This is a genomic window from Peribacillus sp. B65 (assembly GCF_058513295.1).
Genome location: NZ_CP195840.1, coordinates 2418878 through 2440708 on the forward strand (window position 1 = coordinate 2418878; position 21831 = coordinate 2440708).

The following is a 21831-nucleotide window of genomic DNA, read 5'->3' on the forward strand; positions in this document are numbered from 1 at the left end:
TTCTTTTTAAATTTAAAATAGGACGCAAGTTATTTTCACATTCGGGCAAAATAACTAATGATAAAGAAAGAAGGGAGGTTGCCAAAAATGATGAAGAAAATTTTTGCACTAATTGGGGGATCTTTATTATCTATTATGTTCCTTGCTGGATGTGGAACGGATAATGATGACAACAACAATCCCGCTCCAGAAAAAGATAACAACATCATTGAAGATGATAACAACGGTACAGATGATAACAACAACGATAACGATGATGGCATGCTTGATAACGACAACAATAACGATGATGACATCCTTGAAAACGACGATAATAACGTCGATAATGATGCCGATGACTTGATTGAAGACGCTGAGAAAAAAGGCGACAACAATAAGTAATTAGCACGGAATGACAAAGACTGGCTTAGGTAAGAAGAGGATTAATATCCTTCTTCAGCTAAGTCAGTCTTTTTATATGCATTCGTTTAGGGGATGGGAATTAAAGGAAGGTTTTTATTTATTGGTTGCTAATTTAGGCTTTGAGCGGATTTTTTGCTTGAACTCATTTATTAATTCATCGCCGACGAGACCTTTTTGAACCAAATCTTCAAGAAGAAGTTCTGCATATTTGCTCCGTGTTTTTTGGATGTGACCAACGAATAGAAGGCTATAATGGCTGCCGACTTTTCTTATTGTGCGTAGTACAGTGTGAAACAAAGCCGGTTCATTATCCTTGTTGGTAATGACGGCCTGGATATACACCTCTCCGTTTATATCGGGAAGTGAAGGTTCAAGCTCTTTGAAATGATTTTCATCTACAAAGGCTTCCAGTAACCACGATCTAGCGTCGTTTTCTTTATTTATAATCAATCCATCTGTTAATACAATATCAATCAAGTTAAAATTTTCAGTTACAATTTGCAACGAGATCAATTTAAATGATTTCATCTAATTCCTCCGTTTCTTGCAAGAAAGAGCGGTAATTACCTCTCTTAAACGTAAATTTTGAAATAGTACATATCGATAAATCCTTTTAAAGGTAATTATATCATACTAAAAAAAAGTTCCTTAATGAAATGAATACCCAACATTTGTCTAAATTATGAAGGATAGAATAAAAATTTGCAAAATATTTAATTTTGTTAACTATTCGTTTTTCACCTAATTTTAATCAATAAAAAATGGTTTTGTATCATTTCAAACGGTTTTTTATGAAGAAAAATGGTGTATTAAGGCTATTTCCTTCATTTTTTAATCGATGGAAGAAAGAGTATGATAAAAGCATATTAAAGAGGAAGGAGTGAAAAAATGATTAACCAAGTTACCCTCGTCGGCAGGCTTACGAAGGATCCCGAATTAAGACACACACCTGATGGCAAGGCTGTTTCCAATATCACTTTAGCAGTCAACAGGAACTTTCGTAATACTGTCGGTAACTATGAGGCCGACTTTGTACAGTGTATCATATGGAAAAAGTCTGCTGAAAATACTGCTCAATATTGTAAAAAAGGTGCCATAATCGGCATAACTGGCAGAATACAAACAAGGAGATATGAAAATCAGGAGGGTAAATATGTATATGTAACTGAAGTGGTCGCCGAGAGGGTTCAATTCATTGGGTCTAAACAAAATGATGTTAAGCCCAAGGAATTTGAACATATTGGTTTATAGTTTTGGGCATGACGACAGGACAGAAGCAAGATTGTTATGCAGTAGTGGAAAAAAACATTAGTGATATATTCCGTCAATAATAGGAACGATCAATTTTATGCTTAAAACATAGGGAACAAAAAAAGTATTTATATGACCATAATGAAAAATAACTGTACAGAATTTCAACAATATTTATAAAATTCATTTTCATCAATTCATTCCCCCTAAGCTAATATAGCCTCTTCCTCGGCTGGAAACCCCGATTTACCCTCAATAAAATCGATTTATCTGTTTCCCCTCTTGTAATGACTGTAAATTTGCAGTCATTTTTTTTGTGCCAAAAAGTGCGTAAATAGGAAAAAATAAAAAATAATTCTGTTAAATTAGAATTTTTAGAAAATATATTGTAATATTTTAATTTTGATGCAATAATAAACCCAATAATATAATTGGAAAAAAAGTTATATATAGGAAGTGATTTGATGGACGAACCAATTATTAAGGTGAATGGGCTGCAAACCAGTTTTCGTACGGACGATGGGGTGATCCCTGTCGTGAATTCAATCGATTTTCATGTCAATCCTGGTGAGGTTTTAGGGATAGTGGGAGAATCGGGGTGCGGAAAAAGCGTTACTTCTCTGTCCATCATGGGTCTCGTTTCTTCACCGGCTGGTAAGGTGGAGGGAGAAATCCTTTTTAAAGGAGAGAACATCGCAAATGCCTCTGAAGCGAAAATGAGAAAAATTCGCGGGAATGATATAGCGATGATATTTCAGGAACCGATGACAAGCTTGAATCCCGTGTTCACTATTGGCGAGCAGTTGGTTGAGACGCTTCGGATACATAAAAAATGGAACAAAAAACAGGCCCGCCAAAGAGCGGTGGAAATGTTGAAGCTGGTTGGGCTTGGCCGTGCCGAGGAATTGCTCGATGAATATCCTCATCAGCTTTCAGGCGGAATGAGACAAAGGGTCATGATAGCAATGGCCATGATCTGTGAGCCGAAACTCCTAATAGCCGATGAACCGACAACGGCTTTGGATGTGACGATCCAGGCACAAATTCTAGAATTAATGAAGAATTTAAATAAAGAAACAGACACGGCAATCATGATGATTACCCATGATCTTGGGGTAGTTGCGCAAATGTGTGAACGTGTCATTGTCATGTATGCCGGCAAGGTAATAGAGGAAGGAAATGTGCAAACGATTTTCCAAAATCCTAAGCACCCTTATACGGTCGGTTTACTACAATCGATTCCGGATATGCGAATAAAGAAAGAGCGCCTTTACTCAATACCTGGTAATGTGCCAAAACCTGGGACAAGCAACCTCGGGTGCCAGTTTGCCCCTCGATGCTCACATGCCATGGAGCAATGTATAAATGAGACCCCGTCTCTATTGAAATTCGATGAGGGTCAGCATGTTCGTTGCTGGCTGTATGAAGATGGGAAAGGAGCTGCCTTGCATGAGTCAAACATTGGTTAAGGTAGAAAACCTAAAGAAGCATTTTCCGATTAAAGGAGGGATTCTGGGAAAGACCATTGGAGAGGTCAAGGCAGTTGATGGTTTGTCTTTTTCCATTTATAAAGGGGAAACTTTAGGCCTTGTCGGTGAAAGCGGTTGCGGAAAGTCGACGACGGGAAGATTATTGCTTCGATTGCTTGAGCCAAGTGAGGGTAATGTTTATTTTGAAGGAAAGGACCTGACGGCTTTATCTGCCGGTGAAATGAGAAAGATGCGCCGTGAAATGCAGATGGTCTTTCAGGACCCATTCGCTTCTCTCAATCCCAGGCATACAATTGAAAAAATATTGGAAGAACCGCTCATCGTTCATGGGGTTAAAGATAAAAAGGCACGAAAAGCCCGTGTACAGGAACTTCTTAGGGTTGTTGGCTTAAGCAGTTACCATGCTAAAAGGTATCCTCATCAATTCAGCGGGGGCCAGCGGCAGCGTATTGGCATCGCGAGGGCACTTGCAGTCAACCCTAAACTGATCATTGCAGATGAGCCGGTATCTGCACTGGATGTGTCGATCCAGGCCCAGGTCTTGAATCTGTTGCAGGATTTGCAGGAGGATTTTGATTTGACCTACTTGTTCATTGCCCATGATCTTGGGGTGGTAAGGCATATCTCCGACCGTGTCGGCGTCATGTATCTTGGACATATAGTTGAATTGACGGAAAGTGAAGGACTTTATGAAGATCCGCTTCACCCATATACGCAGGCTTTATTATCAGCGGTGCCGATCCCGGATGTGGAATACAAGGGGGATAGGGTAATCCTGCAGGGAGATGTTCCAAGCCCATCAAACCCGCCCGGCGGCTGTCCATTCCATACGAGATGTCCGAAGGCGATGGAAGAATGCAAAACGGAAAAGCCAATTCTGAATGAACATAAACCTGGTCACTACGTTGCTTGTCATTTATACAATTGACACGACGTATACATAAATTCGCAAATAATAAGGGGGAAGAATATGAAGAAAACATGGGCATTATTGCTGACTGGTATCCTTGCTCTTTCACTAGCGCTTGCGGGATGCTCCTCGTCTACATCAAAAGAGAAAGATGATGGTAAAGGGGGATCGAGTGAAGCGAAGGGCGGCGTATTGATATACGGTAAAGGCGGAGACGCTGTCGGTCTTGACCCAGCCATCGTAACCGATGGTGAATCATTCATCGTCACACAGCAGATCTTTGAAACGCTTGTGAAATATGGGGAAGATGATACGGAAATCAATCCGGGTCTTGCAGAATCATGGGAAGTGTCCGATGACGCAAAAACATACACATTCAAATTGAAAACCGGAATCAAGTTCCATGATGGTACGGATTTCAATGCAGATGCTGTCGTAAAAAACTTTCAACGTTGGGCACAAAGTAAGGATGAGGGTAAATTTGCGTACTATGCCTCCATGTTCGGAGGATTTGAAGGTGATGAAGGCCATGTTATCAAAGAAGTAAAAGCGATCGATGCCAGCACGGTGGAATTCACTTTGAACCGTCCGCAGGCGCCGTTCCTGAAAAACCTTGCCATGCCTACATTTGCAATAGCCAGTCCGGCTGGAATTGAAAAAGAGGGTGACGATTTCACTAAAAATCCATCTGGTACAGGTCCTTTCAAATTCAAATCATGGAAACCTGGCGATACGATTGAAGTGGTGAAAAACGATGACTATTGGCAAGATGGACTGCCAAAACTTGATGGTATCACGTTTAAGGTCATTAAAGATAACTCTGCGCGTTTAAATGCTGCAATCAAAGGTGAAATCGACCTGATGGACGGGTTGAACCCAAGTGATATCAGTAAAGTTACAGGAGATGAAAACCTGCAAATATTCGAACGTGCATCCATGAATGTCGGGTACTTTGCTTTCAATGTTGAGAAGGCACCATTCGACAAGAAAGAAGTGCGTCAAGCCATCTCGCATTTGATCAATAAAAAGGAAATCATTGATAATTTTTATGAAGGCACAGCAGAGCCTGCCAAGAATCCTATGCCGCCATCCGTTTCTGGCTACAATGACAAAGTCGAAGACTATGATTACGATGTAGAAAAAGCGAAGGAACTGCTGAAAAAAGCTGGACTTGAAGACGGATTTAAAATGGACCTATGGGCAATGCCGGTACCGCGCCCATATATGCCAGATGGTCAAAAAGTGGCTGAAGCCATTCAAGCAAGCCTAAAACAAGTCGGCATCGAAGCGAATATCGTTTCATACGAATGGGCTGCATATTTAGAGAAAGTGCAGGCCGGTGAAGCCCAATCCTTCATGATGGGCTGGACAGGCGATAATGGAGATGCGGATAACTTCCTTTATACATTATTGGATAAAGATAATATCGGCTCCAACAACTATGCCCGTTACGCTAACGAAGAAGTCCATAAACTGCTGATCGAAGCTCAGTCCACGGCAGATGAAGCCAAGCGTAATGAGTTGTATGGAAAAGCCCAGGAAATCATTCATGATGAAGCTCCATGGGTTCCGCTTGTACATTCTTTACCGCAGTTAGCCGGATCTAAGACGGTCAAAGGGTTTGTTCCACATCCAACTGGTTCACAATCCCTTGTTAATGTTTCTCTAGAAAATTAACCGTACGAACCGGGTAGTATGGAGTCTTGCATGCTTCCCGGTTTTGTTATGGAATGCATTTCAAAATGATCGAGGGCGCTTTTAAGGCCCCTTATTTAAAAGGCGGGTGATTGTTTTGTTTTCCTATACCGTACGACGTTTAGGATCTCTCATTCCAGTGTTACTAGGAATGGCGTTTATTGTATTCATGATGATCCGGGCTATTCCAGGAAATCCAGCACAGGTAATTTTAGGGCAGCAAGCAACGGAAGAGGCAGTCGCTGCAATGACAAAGGAACTTGGTCTGGATAAACCTTGGTTCATTCAATTTTGGGATTACTTATCAGGCCTGTTAAAGGGAGACCTGGGTGTTTCCTTAAAAACGAATAGTCCGGTTTCCGAAGAAATTGGGCCATACCTCATGGCTACGATAGAACTGGCCTTGATCGCCATGATCATCGCCGTGGTCATAGGCGTTAATGCAGGGATTATATCAGCTTGGTTCCAAAACTCATGGTTTGATTATGTCGCCATGGTGATTGCGTTGATTGGTTTGTCCATGCCTATTTTCTGGCTGGGATTAATGGAACAATATATCATTTCAATTCAATGGGATTTACTTCCGACGACAGGGCGGGACAATATCAGGGATCCCGTTGAGGCCATAACCGGACTGTATTTGATAGATACACTCATGGCGGGCAGGGTGGATCAGTTTTTCGAAGTGATAAAACATCTCATCTTGCCGGGAATTGCGCTGGCGACCATTCCGATGGCCATTATTGCAAGGATGACACGTTCGTCCATGCTGGAAGTTATGAGATCGGATTTCATTCGTACGGCTCGTGCTAAAGGAATGAGAATGTTTTGGGTTGTTTACAAGCATTCCTTTAAGAATGCCCTGATTCCAGTGGTGACGGTTATCGGACTGCAAACAGGATTACTTTTAGGCGGCGCCATATTGACGGAAAACATTTTTGGGTGGCCAGGTATCGGTACATATATTTATGATGCAATCCTATCTCGGGATTATCCGGTGATACAGTCCGGAATTCTCGTCATCGCCTTTTTGTTTGTCATGATCAATCTAGTTGTGGACTTGTTGTATGCAGCGATCGATCCTAGGATTAAGTATAAATAGGGAGGGAAACTCATGCCTGAAATAGCAACGAATACTTCGCCAATCCTTCCTCCAAAAGAGGCAGAGGAAAAAGTCATCTCTCCCTGGAAGGAAGGCTGGAAAAGTTTTAAGAAAAATAAGGTAGCCCTTGTGGGTCTGGGGATTGTTTCATTTTTCATCCTAATCGCCATCTTCGCACCCGTTATAGCACCTTATTCATTTGAGGGGCAAAAGCTAAGTGATAAACATTTGGCCCCGTCTGCGGAGCATTGGTTCGGAACGGATGAATTTGGCCGGGATATTTTGAGCAGGGTCATTTATGGCTCGCGCATATCAATAGGGGTCGGCTTTTTATCTGTTGCCGGATCTGTTGTGGTCGGGTCTTTTTTAGGAATCATTGCCGGTTATTACGGCAGGTGGATAGATACGATCATATCGAGGATCTTTGATATTATTCTGGCCTTTCCAAGTATCTTGCTTGCCATTGCTGTCGTTGCCGTTTTGGGGCCCTCCCTTCGCAACGCACTTATCGCCATAGCCATCGTCAATGTCCCGATATTCGGCCGGCTTTTACGTTCACGGGTCTTAACGGTGAAAGAAGAGGAATATGTAACGGCTGCAAAGGCAATTGGAATGGGGGATGGCCGCATTCTCCTTCACCACGTCCTTCCGAATAGCCTTGCACCGATTATCGTTCAAGGTACGTTAGCGATTGCAACTGCCATAATTGAGTGTGCAGCACTCGGCTTTCTCGGTCTTGGTGCACAGCCGCCAGCACCAGAGTGGGGAAAAATGCTCGCCGATTCCAGGGCGTTCATCATTCAAGCACCATGGACGGTTCTTTTCCCTGGGCTTGCAATCATGCTTACGGTACTCGGCTTTAACCTAATGGGGGATGGGCTGCGCGATGCTTTGGATCCAAGAATGAAAAACTAGAAGTTAAAGGGTGATGTTAGATTAACATCACCATCTTTTTGTCGTTTATCTGTAAATCTATCAAAATATGAAAAATAATAACAAAATCCTAGTTCAGAATAGGAAAATAGTGACTATTATCTCTTAAAATCACCCCAAAAGTTGTGATACTTTTATACTCAGTAAGAATATTCCAAAAATTGCTTATTTTAGAGGAGGAAAGTTCATTGATTAAACGTAGCTTGTCCATTCTAGCAATCTTTCTATTAGTATTTACTGCAAGCGTTTCCGCAGCCAAGCTCCCAGACCCCCCGGCAGGTTCGGGCGGTGCAGGTAAGAAGAATCAGGAAAGTATTATAAAGCTGAAGAAAAATGATTTGGATAAGAAATACAAAAGCAATGAGAAGGTCAGGGTCATCGTAGAGATGAAGGAAGCCCCGGCAATAGAAACAGCTTCGAACGAAGGGAAACTTTTTAAACAGTTATCGAAAAATAAGAAACAACAATTAAAGTCCGAAAAGCTAGCTAATCAGAAGAAATTGAAAAAAAAGGTGAAAGAGAAAAAAATAGCTTTCAAGGAGCTTGAAAGTTTTACGACAGTCGTCAATGGGTTCAGCGGTGAACTTCAGTATGGTGAAATCAAAAAGGTGGAAGCCATGCCGGAAGTTGCTGAAGTACATATTGCGAATGAATATGAACGTCCTCTAGAAAAACCTGAAATGCTTTATAGTAAAGAACTAGTCCAAGCCCAGGAAGCTTGGCGGGAATATGGATATAAAGGGGAAGGGATGGTCGTCGGGATTATCGATACTGGAATCGACCCATCTCACCGTGATATGGTCCTGAATAATGATAATAAGGCAGAACTGACTGAAAATGAAATTAGCGGAATGAAGGAATCTAACCATCTATTAGGCAATTATTATACGGCGAAGGTTCCTTATGGATACAATTACATGGATGAAAATGAAGAAATCCTTGATCTTGGTGAAGGGGCGTCAATGCATGGAATGCATGTAGCAGGTACAGCCGGTGCCAATGGAGATGAAGAGAATGGCGGCATTAAAGGGGTTGCTCCTGAAGCCCAGCTGCTTGCTTTAAAGGTCTTCGGGAATGATCCCGACATGCAGACAACATGGGGCGATATATATATCAAGGCAATTGACGATGCCATCATCCTTGGGGCGGATGTGTTGAATATGAGCCTTGGCTCCACTGCAGGTTTTGTATCTGCAGAAGATCCGGAGCAGCAGGCGGTATCCAGGGCTGTTGATAATGGGATCCTCATGTCGATTTCAGCAGGAAACTCAGCACATTTTGGAAATGGATTTGCAAACCCATCAGCGTCGAACCCGGATATTGGCGTTTCAGGTTCACCTGGACTTGCATACGATTCTGTACAAGTGGCGTCGGTAGAGAATAACTATATGGATTTGGATGCAGCGACTTATGATATAAACGGACAAGTAGGGAAAGCTCCGTTCATGTCGGCTTCAAGCGTACATCCCAATACTTTAAAGGAAAAAACACATGACTTGGTGGCTGCAGGTCTTGGGACGCCAGAGGAGCTTTCCAAAGTGGATGTTAAAGGCAAGTTCGCCCTCATCGAACGCGGCACGCTTTCTTTTATAGAAAAGGCGCAAAATGCCCAGTCAGCAGGTGCGACAGGAGTCATTATTTACAATAATGCTGACGGATATATTTCCATGGCCACAGATCCAAGCATCACCATTCCCCAGCTGTTCATGTTGAAATCGGATGGTGCAAAGCTGAAAGCGGCCTTAACGGATGGAGAAAAGGTGAAGATTACCTTTAATGGTGATAAAACAAAAGCTGTAAATCCAGAAGCAGGGAAAATGAGCTCATTCAGTTCATGGGGAGTCGCACCTAACCTGGATTTTAAACCGGAAATCACTGCTCCGGGAGGACAAATTTATTCGACGCTGAACAACGATGAATATGGAATGATGAGTGGTACTTCGATGGCGGCACCACATGTTTCCGGCGGCTCGGCACTTGTTCTTGAAAGAGTGGATAAAGAATTTAAATTAAATGGTTCTGCCCGGGCAAATTTAGCGAAGAACCTGATGATGAATACTTCAAAACCACTAGCGGATCAAGGTGTCGTCAATAAAGCCCTTGACTGGGAAAACCCTTACTCGCCTCGCAGGCAGGGAGCCGGGGTCATGCAGCTGCAATCCGCATTGTCCACACCTGCTGTCGTGACCGAGGCATTCACGAAAGAAGCGAAGGTTGCAATGAAGGAGATCGGCAATAAGTTCGCCTTTACTTTAAAGGTTGAAAACTTCAGCAACAAAGCGGTCAAGTATGATGTAAAAGGTAATATCCAAACAGACTATGCAATCCAGGGACAACTCGGTTATACCGCTAACGAACTGGAAGCACAGGAAATTAAGAACGCTTCGATTAAAATCAATAATAAAAGCACAAATAAGATTACCGTTCCCGCAAAAAAATCGGTTACATTCGAAGTGAAAGTTGACATATCCGATGCAAAGGTACTCGGTGATGACCTTCAGACTCTTGTAGACATTGACGAGGTCTTTCCAAACGGATATTTTGTTGAAGGGTTCATTTCATTGAAGGATCCAGCCGATACGAATCCGGAACTGAATGTACCGTATGTAGGGTTTAAAGGGGAGTGGGACAAAGCCCCTATCCTGGATGGCACTAAATATGATAAAGAGTCCTTCTATGGCATGGCAGGTGGAGTTTCTACAGCAGGTGAAGATTTCACTTATCTTGGCTATGACCCTGCGGGAAAAACATTCAATGGCAAAAATATTGCGATTTCCCCAAATAATGATGGTGCACAGGATGACTTCGTGCCTGTCCTATCATTCTTAAGGAATGCGAAAAAGGTAGAATACAATATATTGAATGGTGAAAACAAATCAATCCGGAAACTTCGCACAGAGAATAATGTACGCAAGGACTATTATGATGGCGGACAAGGGACCGCGTACACCCTTGATCCGGCCCGTAAATGGGACGGTAAAATCAATAATGCACTCGCTAAGGATGGGGTCTATTATTTTGAAATCAAAGCGATGATAGATTACGAGGGTGCAAAATGGCAGACGTTTAAAATGCCTATCAAAATCGATACGGTAAAGCCGACAGTCAAAATTTCGAAAAAAGGCAATGTATTAACCATCCAAGGCAAGGATAATTTGAATGGTTCAGGACTTGCTTATTACGATGTACAAGTCGATGGAGCATCCATCATGGAAGAGCCGCTCCCGGCGAATGCGAAGCAATTCACTTTACCTGATGTAAAAGGGGAAAAGGTTCAGGTTGTGGCAATTGACTATGCAGGTAATGAAAAAACGGCTGAAACTGAATTAGCCAGTGATTCAGCTCCAATCGATAATCATGCACCAGCTGTAAAGATCAAGAGTCCTGAAGCCTTGAGCGTGAACAATAAAAATAAAATCAAAATAACAGGGGAAATTGAAGAAGCGTCGGAAATAAAGGAGTTTAAAATCGACAATAAAACGGTACCTGCAACGTATAACAAGGCAAATAACAAATATGAATTCTCATATGAAAAGAAATTTGAAGAGGGTGTTCAAAGCTTCACTGTTAAAGCAACAGATAAATGGGATAACACGGTTTCCTTTAAACGGACGATTATGGTCGATGCAACAAAGCCAGGTTTAAAAGTGAAGGGTGTACCGAAAACTGTGGGAGCCAAAGGGGAAAATCCAAAAGTGGACGTGACGGTGGAAGATAATTTCGATGAAATCCGCCTTTACCTGAACGGAAGCGAAGTATTCTATCATGAATTCAAGGAACCATACAAAATGCGTGCCTATAAGAAGAAGATAGAGGATTTGGAACTGCCGCTTAAAACAGGCAACAATAAGATTGAGTTTAAGGTGACCGATCTTGCAGGAAATGAAATGAAGAAATCCTTTAACATCAATAAAGCAAAAAAATAACGAAAGGAAGCCCTCTTACCCAAGAGGGCTTCAGTTTGTAGACATAATTGATTTGTACCTACAGTTTTTTTGAGGGTTTGTACAATTGAACATTGGTTTCAGCGGACGGTCCGCTCTCGGCGCTCGTTGCGCCTTGGACACGCCATTCCCGCATGAGTCTTGTACACCCGCTCCAATCAACTGGAGTTGTTTACTAAAATAATACTGTAGGCAAACTTGCTTTCCTTCGTACAAAAAGGGGGTTCCGAATGGACTACCCGAACCATGATTATAAAAAGAAGACTTGGTTATCCTTCATGAATTTTTACCTTTTAATATGGAATGAAACCACCATTAAATTGAAGAAATTTGCGACACTCCTGCCGAATAACTGGCTAGCCGAGACCCCACAGACGCTTGCGTCGAGGAGGCTTGGCAGACAGTCGGCGGAAAGGGAGCGGATTTCTGAAATAAACTGGACGTTTTCAAAGAAAAAACTGCGGGCAAACTCGTTCGAATTTGTCTACAGTATGAGCCCTCTTATCCAAGAGGGCTGTTTTTGCGTAATAAGATTTCCCGAGTATGGATTTGATGAATGAATTCTTTAGTAGATTATGGTGTAGTTCCTTGCGTTTTCACCGTGCTAATATGGAAATCTCTTAGTGAGGAAGTTTTTTCATTATCCGGCAGGTATATCGAATAGGATAAAAGAATTAGGTATAAAGGTCTTATTGAAAGGAGGGTATCTATGAATTATAAGAAGAAATCTAGCAATAAAGTAACTAGTATTGCAATTACAGTGAAATTCGAAAGGAGAGGAAGCGACAGGTCATATCTTACAAAACCGAGTTTCTTTGATGCACTTCAGCACGTCCATTCTCCCTTTGAAAAGGATCTCCGCTCTGATTCACCTTATCAGGATTTTCCTCTATGTCAGGAGGTAACCCTTTCTTTTTTTGAAGAAGGTGCTAAAACATCTATTAATTATGACCCCCACCAAGAAAAAATCATCATTGAAGAAAGTTCAGAGACATATCAGCCGAATAAGGGTGAGGCGCTTACTGCAATCCTCGATCATATCATGATCAATCATGGCTATCACCATTCTTTTTTCATCATCCAGCAAAAAGAGAGGAACGTAAAGATGAAAGCTGCTACCCCATGAAAATCCCTAACATTTTTAGGCAGGACGTTGTAAGGTATGAGATTTCCGAATAATTCATACGAAAAGTTACTTTACTCAATAAGGATGGAGCTGCCACGGCAGCTCCATTAATGCCTCTCCAATCTTTCAAGATGTCAAACCAACCGCCGGATGATCTTTGAAAGGGTTTGGATGCCATAAGCTAATTGTTCCTCCGAGGCGTATGAATATGAAAGCCGTATATGTGTATGGTTATTTGGTTCGTATATGTATCCCGGATTAAGAAGTATGTTTTCCTTTAACACTTGCCTGAAAAGGTTTGAATTCACGATTGGTTTACATAATTTTAACCATATATAAAATCCGCCTTGAGGTATTTGCCATTCAGCCAGTCCCTTAAAATATTGATTGAGAAGAGTTAATGTAAAATCTCTGCGTCCTATCAACTCATGCCTTAGCCACTTTAAATGCTTTGAATATTGCCCATTTGCTAACCATTCCGCCACAAGGTGCTGGGAAAGTGCACTTGAACCATAATCCATTTGCATTTTAATGTCCGCTAAACGTTCAATCACAGTTATTGGGCCAGCAATCCATCCGATACGCAATCCTGGGCTTAATGTTTTGGACATGCTGCCAATATGCAATACAAGGCCATCTGCATCAAGGGATTTTAATGGAGGCGGTGGTTCATTATCAAACCACAAATCACTATATACGTCATCTTCAATAATCGGGATCTGTTCCTTTTTGCATAGTGATAGGAGGTTAAGTCTTTCTTCTTTTGACCATGTAGTATTCGTTGGATTGTTAAACGTTGGAACAGTATAAAATAGTGACGCTTTCTTCCTTCCGTTGATGTGCTTTATTTGTGTCGGGATACTTTCCCGGCCTTGTATTGATAAACCTACTAAGTGCATGCCCGCAGATTGAAAAGGGTGAACGGAATTTAAATAGGAAGGGGATTCATGTAAAATCATCGATCCCTTTTGAAGTAAACCGACTGATATCAACTGGAGTGCCTGAAGCCCGCCAGAAACGACCATGAGGGAGCTGGGACTCGCGTTGATCCCTTTTGTTTCTAAATAAGCACTTATACATTGACGAAGTCTCTTATCACCCTTGGGTTCGGAATAGCCTAAAGAGTGGGCATCAAAAGAAGTGGATCGCAACGTCTTTTCGATTTGTTTTGCAGGCAATAGAGCTGGAGATAGTTCGCCCGTGCCTAATCTGATGATGGCAGTGTCCGTTTCATACTGATTAATGTCCTGAATCGTTTTTAAATTAGGTTCATAGAGTCCATTCCGGACATAGTTTTTCCAGTCGGGCTGTTTGCTTGAGACGAGCACATTCCATGTATTATTGGAAACGAATGTGCCGGCCCCAACCTTAGTTTCCAATAATCCATCAGCAATCAATTCATCAATGGCTGTGATGATGGTACTTCGGTTTACCCCAAATGAGTCGGCCAATGAACGTTGTGATGGAAGCTTGGTACTAACTGGCCATTCCCCTCGTGTAATTTGTTGTTTGATCCAATCCACTATTTGCAGGTGAAGTGATTGGTCGGAAGTACGGTTTGGTCTCCATTCGATAAACATACGAAAACCACTCCTTTCATGTTCTGTATTCAATATAAATTGGTTGGTTTGAAAGCCAACCAATTGGATGGTTTGAAAGCCAACCAATTGGATGGTCAATTCCTTTGTTTTTTTCATTATACTGAATTTGAAAGGAGGGGGTATTCGTATGGGGCCATTTTTTCATGGATTATTATTGGCATTGGGGCTGATACTTCCGTTGGGAGTGCAAAATGTATTCATTTTTAATCAAGGAGCAATCCAACCTACAATAAAAAAAGCATTGCCAGCAACGATAACAGCTGCAATTTGTGATACACTGCTCATTTTGTTAGCTATTTTAGGTGTTTCGTTGGTTGTCATGCAATATGATTGGTTGCGCCTTACATTAATCATAATCGGAGTTATATTTTTATTGTATATGGGTTTTCAGATTTGGTTTGCCAAATCGAACTCACAGTCAGGTGACCAATCCATGCAGATGTCGACCAAAAAACAAATTGTATTTGCTCTATCCGTGTCATTACTGAATCCGCATGCAATCTTGGATACGATAGGTGTAATCGGTTCGAGCTCACTTGTTTATTCAGGAAAAGATAAAATGATTTTCACCGCAACGTGCATCTTTGTGTCATGGTGCTGGTTCCATGGATTATGTCTTGCGGGACGATTGCTGAAAAAGGTTGATACATCTGGTAAATTCCTTGGAATATTAAATAAAATTTCTGCAATCATCATTTGGATCACAGCTCTTTATATGGTTAAATCGATTTTTTGATAAAAGACATGCATTTGAACCTGGCCATACCAGGTATTCAATAAAGTTACAGGACGCGTATGTATAAAAAAGGGGAATGCATATCGAATTGCATTCCCCTTTTTTTCCTTATAAGTTAACAACCTGACCTCATTCTTCTTCAAATCGTGAGAGCGGGTTTATTGAAGAGCAACCAGGTCCTTGATTTCCTCTGTGGAAAGTTCGGTGATCCAGTTGTCACTGCTGATGATCTCGTCGTTCAGGGCTTGCTTTTTATCAAGCATCTGGTCGATTTTTTCTTCCAGGGTCCCTGTGCAGATTAGCTTATGAACGTGAACGAAACGCTGTTGCCCAATTCGGTAAGCACGGTCGGTGGCTTGATTTTCAACAGCTGGGTTCCACCAGCGATCATAGTGAATCACGTGGTTTGCTTCTGTAAGATTAAGCCCAGTGCCGCCTGCTTTCAACGAGAGTATGAAAATAGGGAAATCCCCATCTTGGAATCGCGTGATCATTTCATCACGCTGCTTCTTGTTCGCACTCCCGTTCAGGAATGGCACTTCAAAGCCATATCGTTTTTCCAGCAATTCTTTAATCATATTGCCCATCCCGATATATTGTGTGAAAATGAGACAGCTTTCATCCTGTTCGCGGACAGCATCGATAAGCTCGGTCAGCTTCTCGAGTTTGCCAGATCGGTTAGTTGCCTTCATGATGTTTTCCTTTTCCACTTCTTTTAAGTAAAGAGCTGGATGATTGCAAAGCTGCTTTAGCTTATTCAGCATCTGGAGGATGATGCCTTTTCTTTCAAAGGCAGATAGTTGTTCGATATCAGTGAATGTATCTTTAATCAGTTGCTCATACAACGATGCTTGCTCGGTGGTAAGCGGTACGAATTCCTTTTGTTCTTGCTTATCCGGAAGATTAAGAGCGACTTCTTTATCACGCTTTGTACGGCGAAGCAAAAATGGCTGTATCAAACGCTGCAATTCCTTGATTTTATCCTTCTGATCATCACGCTCGATGGTCGCCACATATTTTTCCTGAAACTGACCTAGCGTTCCGAGATAACCTTTGTTGATGAAGTCGAAAATCGCCCATAGCTCACTTAAACGGTTTTCCATCGGCGTACCCGATAGGGCGATATGATGTCTGCCATTTAGCTTGCGGACCGCTTTGGATTGCTTCGTTTGGGCATTCTTGATGTTTTGTGCTTCATCAAGGATAACACTGCTCCAATGGATGGAGGTCAGTTCAGCCACATCTTGGTGGGTCAGTCCATATGATGTTAAGACAATATCATGATCGGCTGCCAGTTTAGTAAATGCCTCACCTTTAGCACGATTCGATCCGTAGTGTAGGTGAACTTTAAGTGATGGAGCGAATTTTTCCAATTCTTTTTGCCAGTTGCCAAGTACCGATGTCGGGCAGACGATGAGCGCCGATTGTACAGGGACGGATTCAGGGGCAGTGGTAATGACTTCACCCTCATCACTGCTCTCCGCGCTACTATCCTCTTCGACGATGATCGGTTCACTCTTTTGTTCATCCTTGGGCGCAGTGGGCAGCTCTTTACCGACCATTTCTTTGCCTTTAACATGAAGTAGGTAGGCAATCATCTGGACGGTTTTTCCAAGTCCCATATCGTCGGCTAGACAAGCACCAAAACCATGCTCCCTTAAAAAAAGGAGCCAGCTCATGCCCAGTTTTTGATAGGGGCGTAAATCACCTTGAAGTGCATTAGGGACGGGCAGGATGGATATGTTTTTGGTTTCCCGGAGCCTTCCCACCATTTTACGGAGCTCCTGGTTCAATTCAAATTGAATCCGGAGCATTTCGTCGTTTTCAGAATCGACATCGCCATCTTCATTCATGCCATTCAACAGTTCCTGCTGCAGCAAGTCAGTCAGTTGGATGCCTTTTTCATTCGCTGTTTCCATCAGCTCCTGAATTTGCTTAATGAAAGCAGGGTCAAGCTTGACCCATTGGCCGCGGATGAAGACAAGCCGCCTTTTTTCATTGACGAGCTCCTCGAACTCCGCCTCAGTGAGCTCCTTGCCATTTAATGAGAACCGCCAATCAAAGTCCATTAAAGCTTTTAACCCGACATAAGAAGGGCCGCGGTTCGATTGGCTCTTCACTTTCGCTTTGACCTTCAATGAGGACTCCTTCAAGGCAAGCCACCACGATGGAAGGAGAATTTCGACGCCAAGAAACAGGAGCTTTTCGCTTGCATCGGTCAAGAACTCCCATGCATCCGTTTCTGAAATCTCCCTTTTCAGACGGCCATTCTCCCCAAGCCAGGGCACGACGAGTTGCCAGCGTTTCGTAGCACGCACCACATCACTTGCATACTTATTCCAGCCGCGCGGAAGTTTTTTTCCTGTATATGTTTCAATGATATTCTCATCCCTTTTGGAACGAAGGGTAACATCGAGCATCCAAGGCCCGTTGCCATCTGGAGGCTCAGTTAAACGGAGACCTATAGTGAATGGCTTGGGATCGGGCAGGGTACCGAGCCATTCCTGCCAGCTGTCCTTGTCAAAAAAGGCCTGCAATTCTTCGGGAGAAAGTCGAGTATCCTTTAATGCCCCGACGGCTTCACTCCATTTATGCTGCATGGGTGAATAGTTTTTTAAATACATATTAGCGGCACCGTTATACCACTTTTCGATAAAAGTACGGTTGGTTTCCAGTTCAGGTGAAGGAAGATCCAAAGATATTTCTTCTTCCCAAAAGGAAGGGACGAATTCCTCTTCCACTTCCTCCGGCAGCTTCCAGCCGATGGAGTCCAATTGAAGATTGGTGAAATCCGGTACGGGGATTCCAGCTTCAATGGATTCATGAAGAACGGGAGCTGCTGACAGGCAAAGGGAGGATATCTCGGACCATTCCCATTCTATGAAGGAGTTGAAGCTTTCCCTCGCAAAAAAATTGAGAAGTCCCCAAGCGTCAAGAATGAATACTTGATTTCCATCCACTATATCCGTAGTCATTTTAGTGCCATAAAAGCTTGCGTCATCCCAGTTGAATAACAGCCTGCGTATATAATTCGTGGTGAGGAAGGTACTTTCTTCATTGACGACACCAAGGGCGTAAGTTCCGTTTTCGAGAGCGGCTATTTTGATTTTTAATTTCCCTGGATTAAACATCGATAAGCTTACCCCTTTTTAGTTCTTCTTGGAAAGCGCGAAGCCGTTTGGTCGAATCTGCTACATAAAGTATATAACGTTCGAATACGTCTTCCTTTTTGCTCTTCTTATAGATGGTGCGCATCCTTTTCAAATAACGGACAGCTTGCTTATAAGCAGGCCGATTTTTCAAAGAAACTTTTTCCTGGACCGCATGATAATAAAGCGGCAGGATTAGTTCCGGTTCTTTTGAGACCACTTCTTTGATGGATTCACTGCTGATTAAGTCAATGCTGATTTCTGAGTAAATATGCATCTCCACCCATTTTTTATATTGTCCTTGTTCAAAAAGGAAGTTTGCATAGTTCCAATAGCTGTGCGGAAGGGTGGCCCTGTAAAATTTCTCAAGCAAATCGGTCCGTTTTAATTTATAACAGCAACTGTTAATTAAAGTCGTAAAGGTACGGACGAAATCTACCCGTTTATAATAATCGGATAAACCGGCAAGGAACTCCTGGACATTATTATTGATGAATTCAATGAAAGGGATAGCCCGTGCCCGGTTGTCGGATTCAGCCAAGAGATTCAGCCAATAAAAAATGTATGGACAGGCTTCGTTCTTCAATTCATGAAGAAGCCCAATTGCTTGTTTATCATGGTTCTCCAAAAGGGATAGGTGAATCGCTGCGAGGGAATAGGACGTCCTCTCAGTGGTGCCCATATACTTCTCGGGAAGTTCTTTATTGATTCGTTCCAGTTCCTCTTTACGCCATGAGGAGTTGGAGAATAAGTAGCTCCATATCTCCCGGTAAAGGTCGATCTTTTCGTATTCGAGGCCTTCTCCTCCATCCAGCAGTTTAGCTACATCTTCCTTGATGCTAAAAACGAAGGGATCAAAGGCGAAGGGCCTCGCTTGCCTGCTAAGCGGCTGTACCGTTTCATGAAGCTCCTCTGCAAGGTCGACGGCAAGTGCATAAAAGACCCTGATCGTTTGCGTCTCACTTTTATGCAGCTGAATCATTCTCAGTGTCTGCTGCATCGTGCAAAATTGGGTAACGAAATGATAAAGTAATTTCCATTCCCTTTCCATTGGAGCTTTTGAGCTAAGGCGTTTAAAGTAAGTTTGTATGTGATTTTCAATCATATAAGTAGCCTCGCCTATATGAGGCTCCACATGTTCAGCAAATTCATCATTCACGAATTGCTTCCATGATGGATAGCTTTTATCTAAGATGATGGATTTCCCTGCCGCCTGTTTAAGTAATTCACTTGCCGGTTTCACTTGCTGCAGTGCTTGGGCCGTTGAGGTTTTTTTTGGTGCTTTCCAATCGCTCAGCCATTCGGAAACACTAGCGTGTTCAGAATATGCAGAAAAGAAAACGGCCATTTGATGCCGGCAAATGAACCTTGAATCACATGTACAGCTTCCATCCTGAGGGAAGAGCAGATTCAGCCTGGCCTTAAAGCGTGTCACATCCTGTACCTCAGCTGCAATCGTATCCGCCGCTTCTTCTTTAATATCAACGAGCCCCTGACGGTATAACTGGAGCCCTTGATTCACCACATCCGAATCTTCCGGATCCCCGGCCTCCAAAAATTCCGCCAGCCGCTCCCCAACTAACAACAACTCCCGCTCCATACTCTCCTCCTTCAGGGACAAGCCCTGTATACCAAAATTATATTTTTGTATGATCATGAACCATCAGTTCTTTAACTTATCGTAATCCCGCCTGGGCTTATTTCTTTGGGTGCATAAATTACATCCCAGATCGAATGCCGGACTATGGCCGTTCTCTGTACGTTCTAATCCATTTAATCGAACAAACCATCAATGCTTCTAGCCGTATATTCATAAAGACCCTGTAAAAGTCAATATCGTCAAAAATCCCCTTGAATATAAGCGGTTCGGATATAAACAGGAATAACTGGCAATCACTTTAACATGCCTCAAAACCTTCATCCTCATCACGCTTCACAATACCAAGTGATGAGGCAGGAATCTTTTTTAAAATTGCTTTTTTGAAGCATCTCTTTATTATACTTCATTTTGGCTTGGAATTTAAAATGTAGATTAGAGGTTTTGGAAATGATGAGTGTGAGAAATTATATACTCCTGTTGAATGGCTCAATTTGTAGACAAAAGGGGTTCTATATATAAATTTAATACAAAGTAGATTGGAACAATGTGCGAGACTCCTGCGGGGGAAGAGCGTCAAGTGGAGACCCGCAGGCGCATAGGACCCGAGAACGGACCGCCCGCGGAAAGCGAGTGACTGGAGGCATCGAGTTTGTCTATAATTTGGAGCCATTCCCGGGGAAATGGCTCCAAATTATAGAATTAGTTTATTTTCATTTCGTTCTTCCAACTGTCCAGCTTTTTGTTGATGAATGTAACAAAGGTATGGTTTTTTTGTAATTTGAATAGAAACGCAGATTTTTCCAAGTACTCTTTTGCCTCTTCAAAGTTACCTACGAGTTCAAAATTGTATCCTAAATGGTAATGTAAATCCGCTAAAGCATATAATTGATCATGTTCGAGGCACCACTTTATGGCATCTTGGCAGCAGGCAATGGACTCTCCGTATCGGCCAAGGCGTGTTAGCACTCTGCCAAAATTATAGGATAGGCGCGTCTTTAGCGTTTTATCCGTCAAGAAGGGCAGGGCTTTCAAGTGATCTAAAGCTTTCCTTAACAAGGCAAATGCATTTTCGTATTGTTCTTCGGCAACATACATTACACCAAGACTGCTTAGGATTTCAAGCTCCCGTTCCGAATAAATTTTATCGGTCGTATGAGTAATGGAGATGGCCTTATTGATGAATTCTATGGCTTTATCTAAATCTTTATTTTTTTCATATTCGTATATTCCCTTGTGCCAAAGAATCAATTGATGATTCTTTTTATTTTGAAGAAAGAGGGGACTGTTTTCCTCAGCCTTTACAATTTGCTGCATTTCCTCATAATTTCGGGTTCTTCTGGCTATTTTTAATTGATAAATCACTTCTTCCACGTAATCCAGCCTAGGGGTCATTCCAATATCGAAAAAATAGTTTACATCAACGCCTAAACGTTGGGAAATTAAGTAGAGAGTGGATGCATATGGATAGACATCGCCCTTTTCAATCTTACTGATCTGTGCTTGTGTACAAATACCGGTTGCCAACTCTTCCTGGGAAAGCCCGATTTGTTTACGTAGCTCTTTGATCTTTTGTCCAACTGCAAAAAAATCCATTTTGATTCTCCTTAAAATATGCCTAGAGTTATATTTTGTTATGAAAAATCGGTGAAAGCGGTATGTACAGGTCCTGAACGGTTTAAATAGATTCTTTAGTCGAAATATATGACTTTAAGAATTGTGGTTAAATATAACTATAGAATTATTTTCTATTTTAACCAATATTTTTTTAAAAGAAAAGGAGGAATGACCTATGAAAAAAAGTACTAAAGCATTAGTCGTATCTTTTCTTATCATCGCTGCTTTTGTTATAGTCCCAAGCGAATTACCAGGCCTTTACGCAGAACTTCCAGGTT

Annotated in this window: 16 protein-coding genes; 11 read left to right on the top strand and 5 right to left on the bottom strand. The window is 42.2% G+C overall.

What is annotated here, in order from left to right:
- Nucleotides 1–87: 87 nt before the first annotated feature.
- Nucleotides 88–381, top strand: a complete 294-nt coding sequence (locus ACSR9O_RS11885) for a hypothetical protein (RefSeq protein WP_101223811.1) — start codon at nt 88–90, stop codon at nt 379–381.
- 114 nt (nt 382–495) lie between these two features.
- On the opposite strand, the gene ACSR9O_RS11890 is transcribed toward ACSR9O_RS11885, so the two are convergent.
- Entirely contained in the window at nt 496–930 is a 435-nt protein-coding gene (locus tag ACSR9O_RS11890) for a YwpF family protein (RefSeq protein WP_101223810.1), read from the bottom strand.
- A gap of 360 nt (nt 931–1290) precedes the next feature.
- Here ACSR9O_RS11890 and ssb point away from each other — a divergent pair, with 360 nt between their 5' ends.
- From ssb to ACSR9O_RS11935, 9 genes are all read left to right on the top strand, one after another.
- Nucleotides 1291–1653 (top strand): single-stranded DNA-binding protein, encoded by a 363-nt coding sequence (gene ssb, locus ACSR9O_RS11895; protein ID WP_101223809.1) that lies wholly within the window; start codon nt 1291–1293, stop codon nt 1651–1653.
- Nucleotides 1654–2117: 464 nt separating this feature from the next.
- A complete protein-coding gene (locus ACSR9O_RS11900; protein ID WP_157831068.1) occupies nt 2118–3122 on the top strand; it encodes an ABC transporter ATP-binding protein in 1005 nt (334 codons plus the stop codon).
- A complete protein-coding gene (locus tag ACSR9O_RS11905) occupies nt 3103–4071 on the top strand; it encodes an ABC transporter ATP-binding protein (RefSeq protein ID WP_491724439.1) in 969 nt (322 codons plus the stop codon). The genes ACSR9O_RS11900 and ACSR9O_RS11905 overlap by 20 nt, the downstream gene beginning before the upstream one ends.
- A 42-nt stretch (nt 4072–4113) precedes the next feature.
- Nucleotides 4114–5730: an ABC transporter substrate-binding protein gene (locus ACSR9O_RS11910; RefSeq protein ID WP_101223806.1), complete on the top strand. Its 1617-nt coding sequence runs from the start codon at nt 4114–4116 to the stop codon at nt 5728–5730.
- A 115-nt stretch (nt 5731–5845) separates the two neighbouring features.
- On the top strand, nt 5846–6850 hold the full coding sequence (locus tag ACSR9O_RS11915; protein ID WP_137016483.1) for an ABC transporter permease: 1005 nt from the start codon (nt 5846–5848) through the stop codon (nt 6848–6850).
- 12 nt (nt 6851–6862) lie between these two features.
- Nucleotides 6863–7765 carry an ABC transporter permease gene (locus ACSR9O_RS11920; protein WP_101223804.1) on the top strand — a complete coding sequence of 301 codons (903 nt, stop codon included), beginning with the start codon at nt 6863–6865 and terminating at the stop codon, nt 7763–7765.
- 206 nt (nt 7766–7971) lie between these two features.
- The gene (locus ACSR9O_RS11925; protein ID WP_491724440.1) at nt 7972–11709 is read left to right on the top strand and encodes a S8 family serine peptidase; all 3738 of its coding nucleotides are present in this window, start codon (nt 7972–7974) and stop codon (nt 11707–11709) included.
- 248 nt (nt 11710–11957) lie between these two features.
- The gene (locus tag ACSR9O_RS11930; protein ID WP_491724441.1) at nt 11958–12287 is read left to right on the top strand and encodes a hypothetical protein; all 330 of its coding nucleotides are present in this window, start codon (nt 11958–11960) and stop codon (nt 12285–12287) included.
- Nucleotides 12288–12436: 149 nt separating this feature from the next.
- Complete coding sequence (locus ACSR9O_RS11935; RefSeq protein ID WP_402943391.1) at nt 12437–12853, top strand: hypothetical protein; 417 nt, start codon at nt 12437–12439, stop codon at nt 12851–12853.
- Nucleotides 12854–12987: 134 nt separating this feature from the next.
- On the opposite strand, the gene ACSR9O_RS11940 is transcribed toward ACSR9O_RS11935, so the two are convergent.
- Nucleotides 12988–14550: an aminotransferase-like domain-containing protein gene (locus tag ACSR9O_RS11940; protein ID WP_491724442.1), complete on the bottom strand. Its 1563-nt coding sequence runs from the start codon at nt 14548–14550 to the stop codon at nt 12988–12990.
- A gap of 31 nt (nt 14551–14581) precedes the next feature.
- Here ACSR9O_RS11940 and ACSR9O_RS11945 point away from each other — a divergent pair, with 31 nt between their 5' ends.
- Nucleotides 14582–15190 carry a LysE/ArgO family amino acid transporter gene (locus tag ACSR9O_RS11945; protein WP_491724443.1) on the top strand — a complete coding sequence of 203 codons (609 nt, stop codon included), beginning with the start codon at nt 14582–14584 and terminating at the stop codon, nt 15188–15190.
- A 158-nt stretch (nt 15191–15348) separates the two neighbouring features.
- On the opposite strand, the gene ACSR9O_RS11950 is transcribed toward ACSR9O_RS11945, so the two are convergent.
- The 3 genes from ACSR9O_RS11950 to ACSR9O_RS11960 form a co-directional block, all read right to left on the bottom strand.
- Entirely contained in the window at nt 15349–18321 is a 2973-nt protein-coding gene (locus ACSR9O_RS11950) for a DEAD/DEAH box helicase (RefSeq protein ID WP_491724444.1), read from the bottom strand.
- Nucleotides 18314–19939: a hypothetical protein gene (locus ACSR9O_RS11955; protein ID WP_101223797.1), complete on the bottom strand. Its 1626-nt coding sequence runs from the start codon at nt 19937–19939 to the stop codon at nt 18314–18316. The genes ACSR9O_RS11950 and ACSR9O_RS11955 overlap by 8 nt, the downstream gene beginning before the upstream one ends.
- A gap of 699 nt (nt 19940–20638) precedes the next feature.
- Nucleotides 20639–21532: a helix-turn-helix domain-containing protein gene (locus tag ACSR9O_RS11960; RefSeq protein ID WP_101223796.1), complete on the bottom strand. Its 894-nt coding sequence runs from the start codon at nt 21530–21532 to the stop codon at nt 20639–20641.
- Nucleotides 21533–21831 lie beyond the last annotated feature (299 nt).

Excerpts from the sequence above, each read along its gene's own strand:
- ACSR9O_RS11950 (WP_491724444.1), bottom strand. The coding sequence starts at position 18,321 with ATGTTTAATCCAGGGAAATTAAAAATCAAAATAGCCGCTCTCGAAAAC.
- ACSR9O_RS11900 (WP_157831068.1), top strand. The coding sequence starts at position 2,118 with ATGGACGAACCAATTATTAAGGTGAATGGGCTGCAAACCAGTTTTCGT.
- ACSR9O_RS11905 (WP_491724439.1), top strand. The coding sequence starts at position 3,103 with ATGAGTCAAACATTGGTTAAGGTAGAAAACCTAAAGAAGCATTTTCCG.
- ssb (WP_101223809.1), top strand. The coding sequence starts at position 1,291 with ATGATTAACCAAGTTACCCTCGTCGGCAGGCTTACGAAGGATCCCGAA.
- ACSR9O_RS11955 (WP_101223797.1), bottom strand. The coding sequence starts at position 19,939 with ATGGAGCGGGAGTTGTTGTTAGTTGGGGAGCGGCTGGCGGAATTTTTG.
- ACSR9O_RS11930 (WP_491724441.1), top strand. The coding sequence starts at position 11,958 with ATGGACTACCCGAACCATGATTATAAAAAGAAGACTTGGTTATCCTTC.
- ACSR9O_RS11945 (WP_491724443.1), top strand. The coding sequence starts at position 14,582 with ATGGGGCCATTTTTTCATGGATTATTATTGGCATTGGGGCTGATACTT.
- ACSR9O_RS11940 (WP_491724442.1), bottom strand. The coding sequence starts at position 14,550 with ATGAAAAAAACAAAGGAATTGACCATCCAATTGGTTGGCTTTCAAACC.
- ACSR9O_RS11910 (WP_101223806.1), top strand. The coding sequence starts at position 4,114 with ATGAAGAAAACATGGGCATTATTGCTGACTGGTATCCTTGCTCTTTCA.
- ACSR9O_RS11890 (WP_101223810.1), bottom strand. The coding sequence starts at position 930 with ATGAAATCATTTAAATTGATCTCGTTGCAAATTGTAACTGAAAATTTT.
- ACSR9O_RS11920 (WP_101223804.1), top strand. The coding sequence starts at position 6,863 with ATGCCTGAAATAGCAACGAATACTTCGCCAATCCTTCCTCCAAAAGAG.
- ACSR9O_RS11960 (WP_101223796.1), bottom strand. The coding sequence starts at position 21,532 with ATGGATTTTTTTGCAGTTGGACAAAAGATCAAAGAGCTACGTAAACAA.
- ACSR9O_RS11935 (WP_402943391.1), top strand. The coding sequence starts at position 12,437 with ATGAATTATAAGAAGAAATCTAGCAATAAAGTAACTAGTATTGCAATT.
- ACSR9O_RS11885 (WP_101223811.1), top strand. The coding sequence starts at position 88 with ATGATGAAGAAAATTTTTGCACTAATTGGGGGATCTTTATTATCTATT.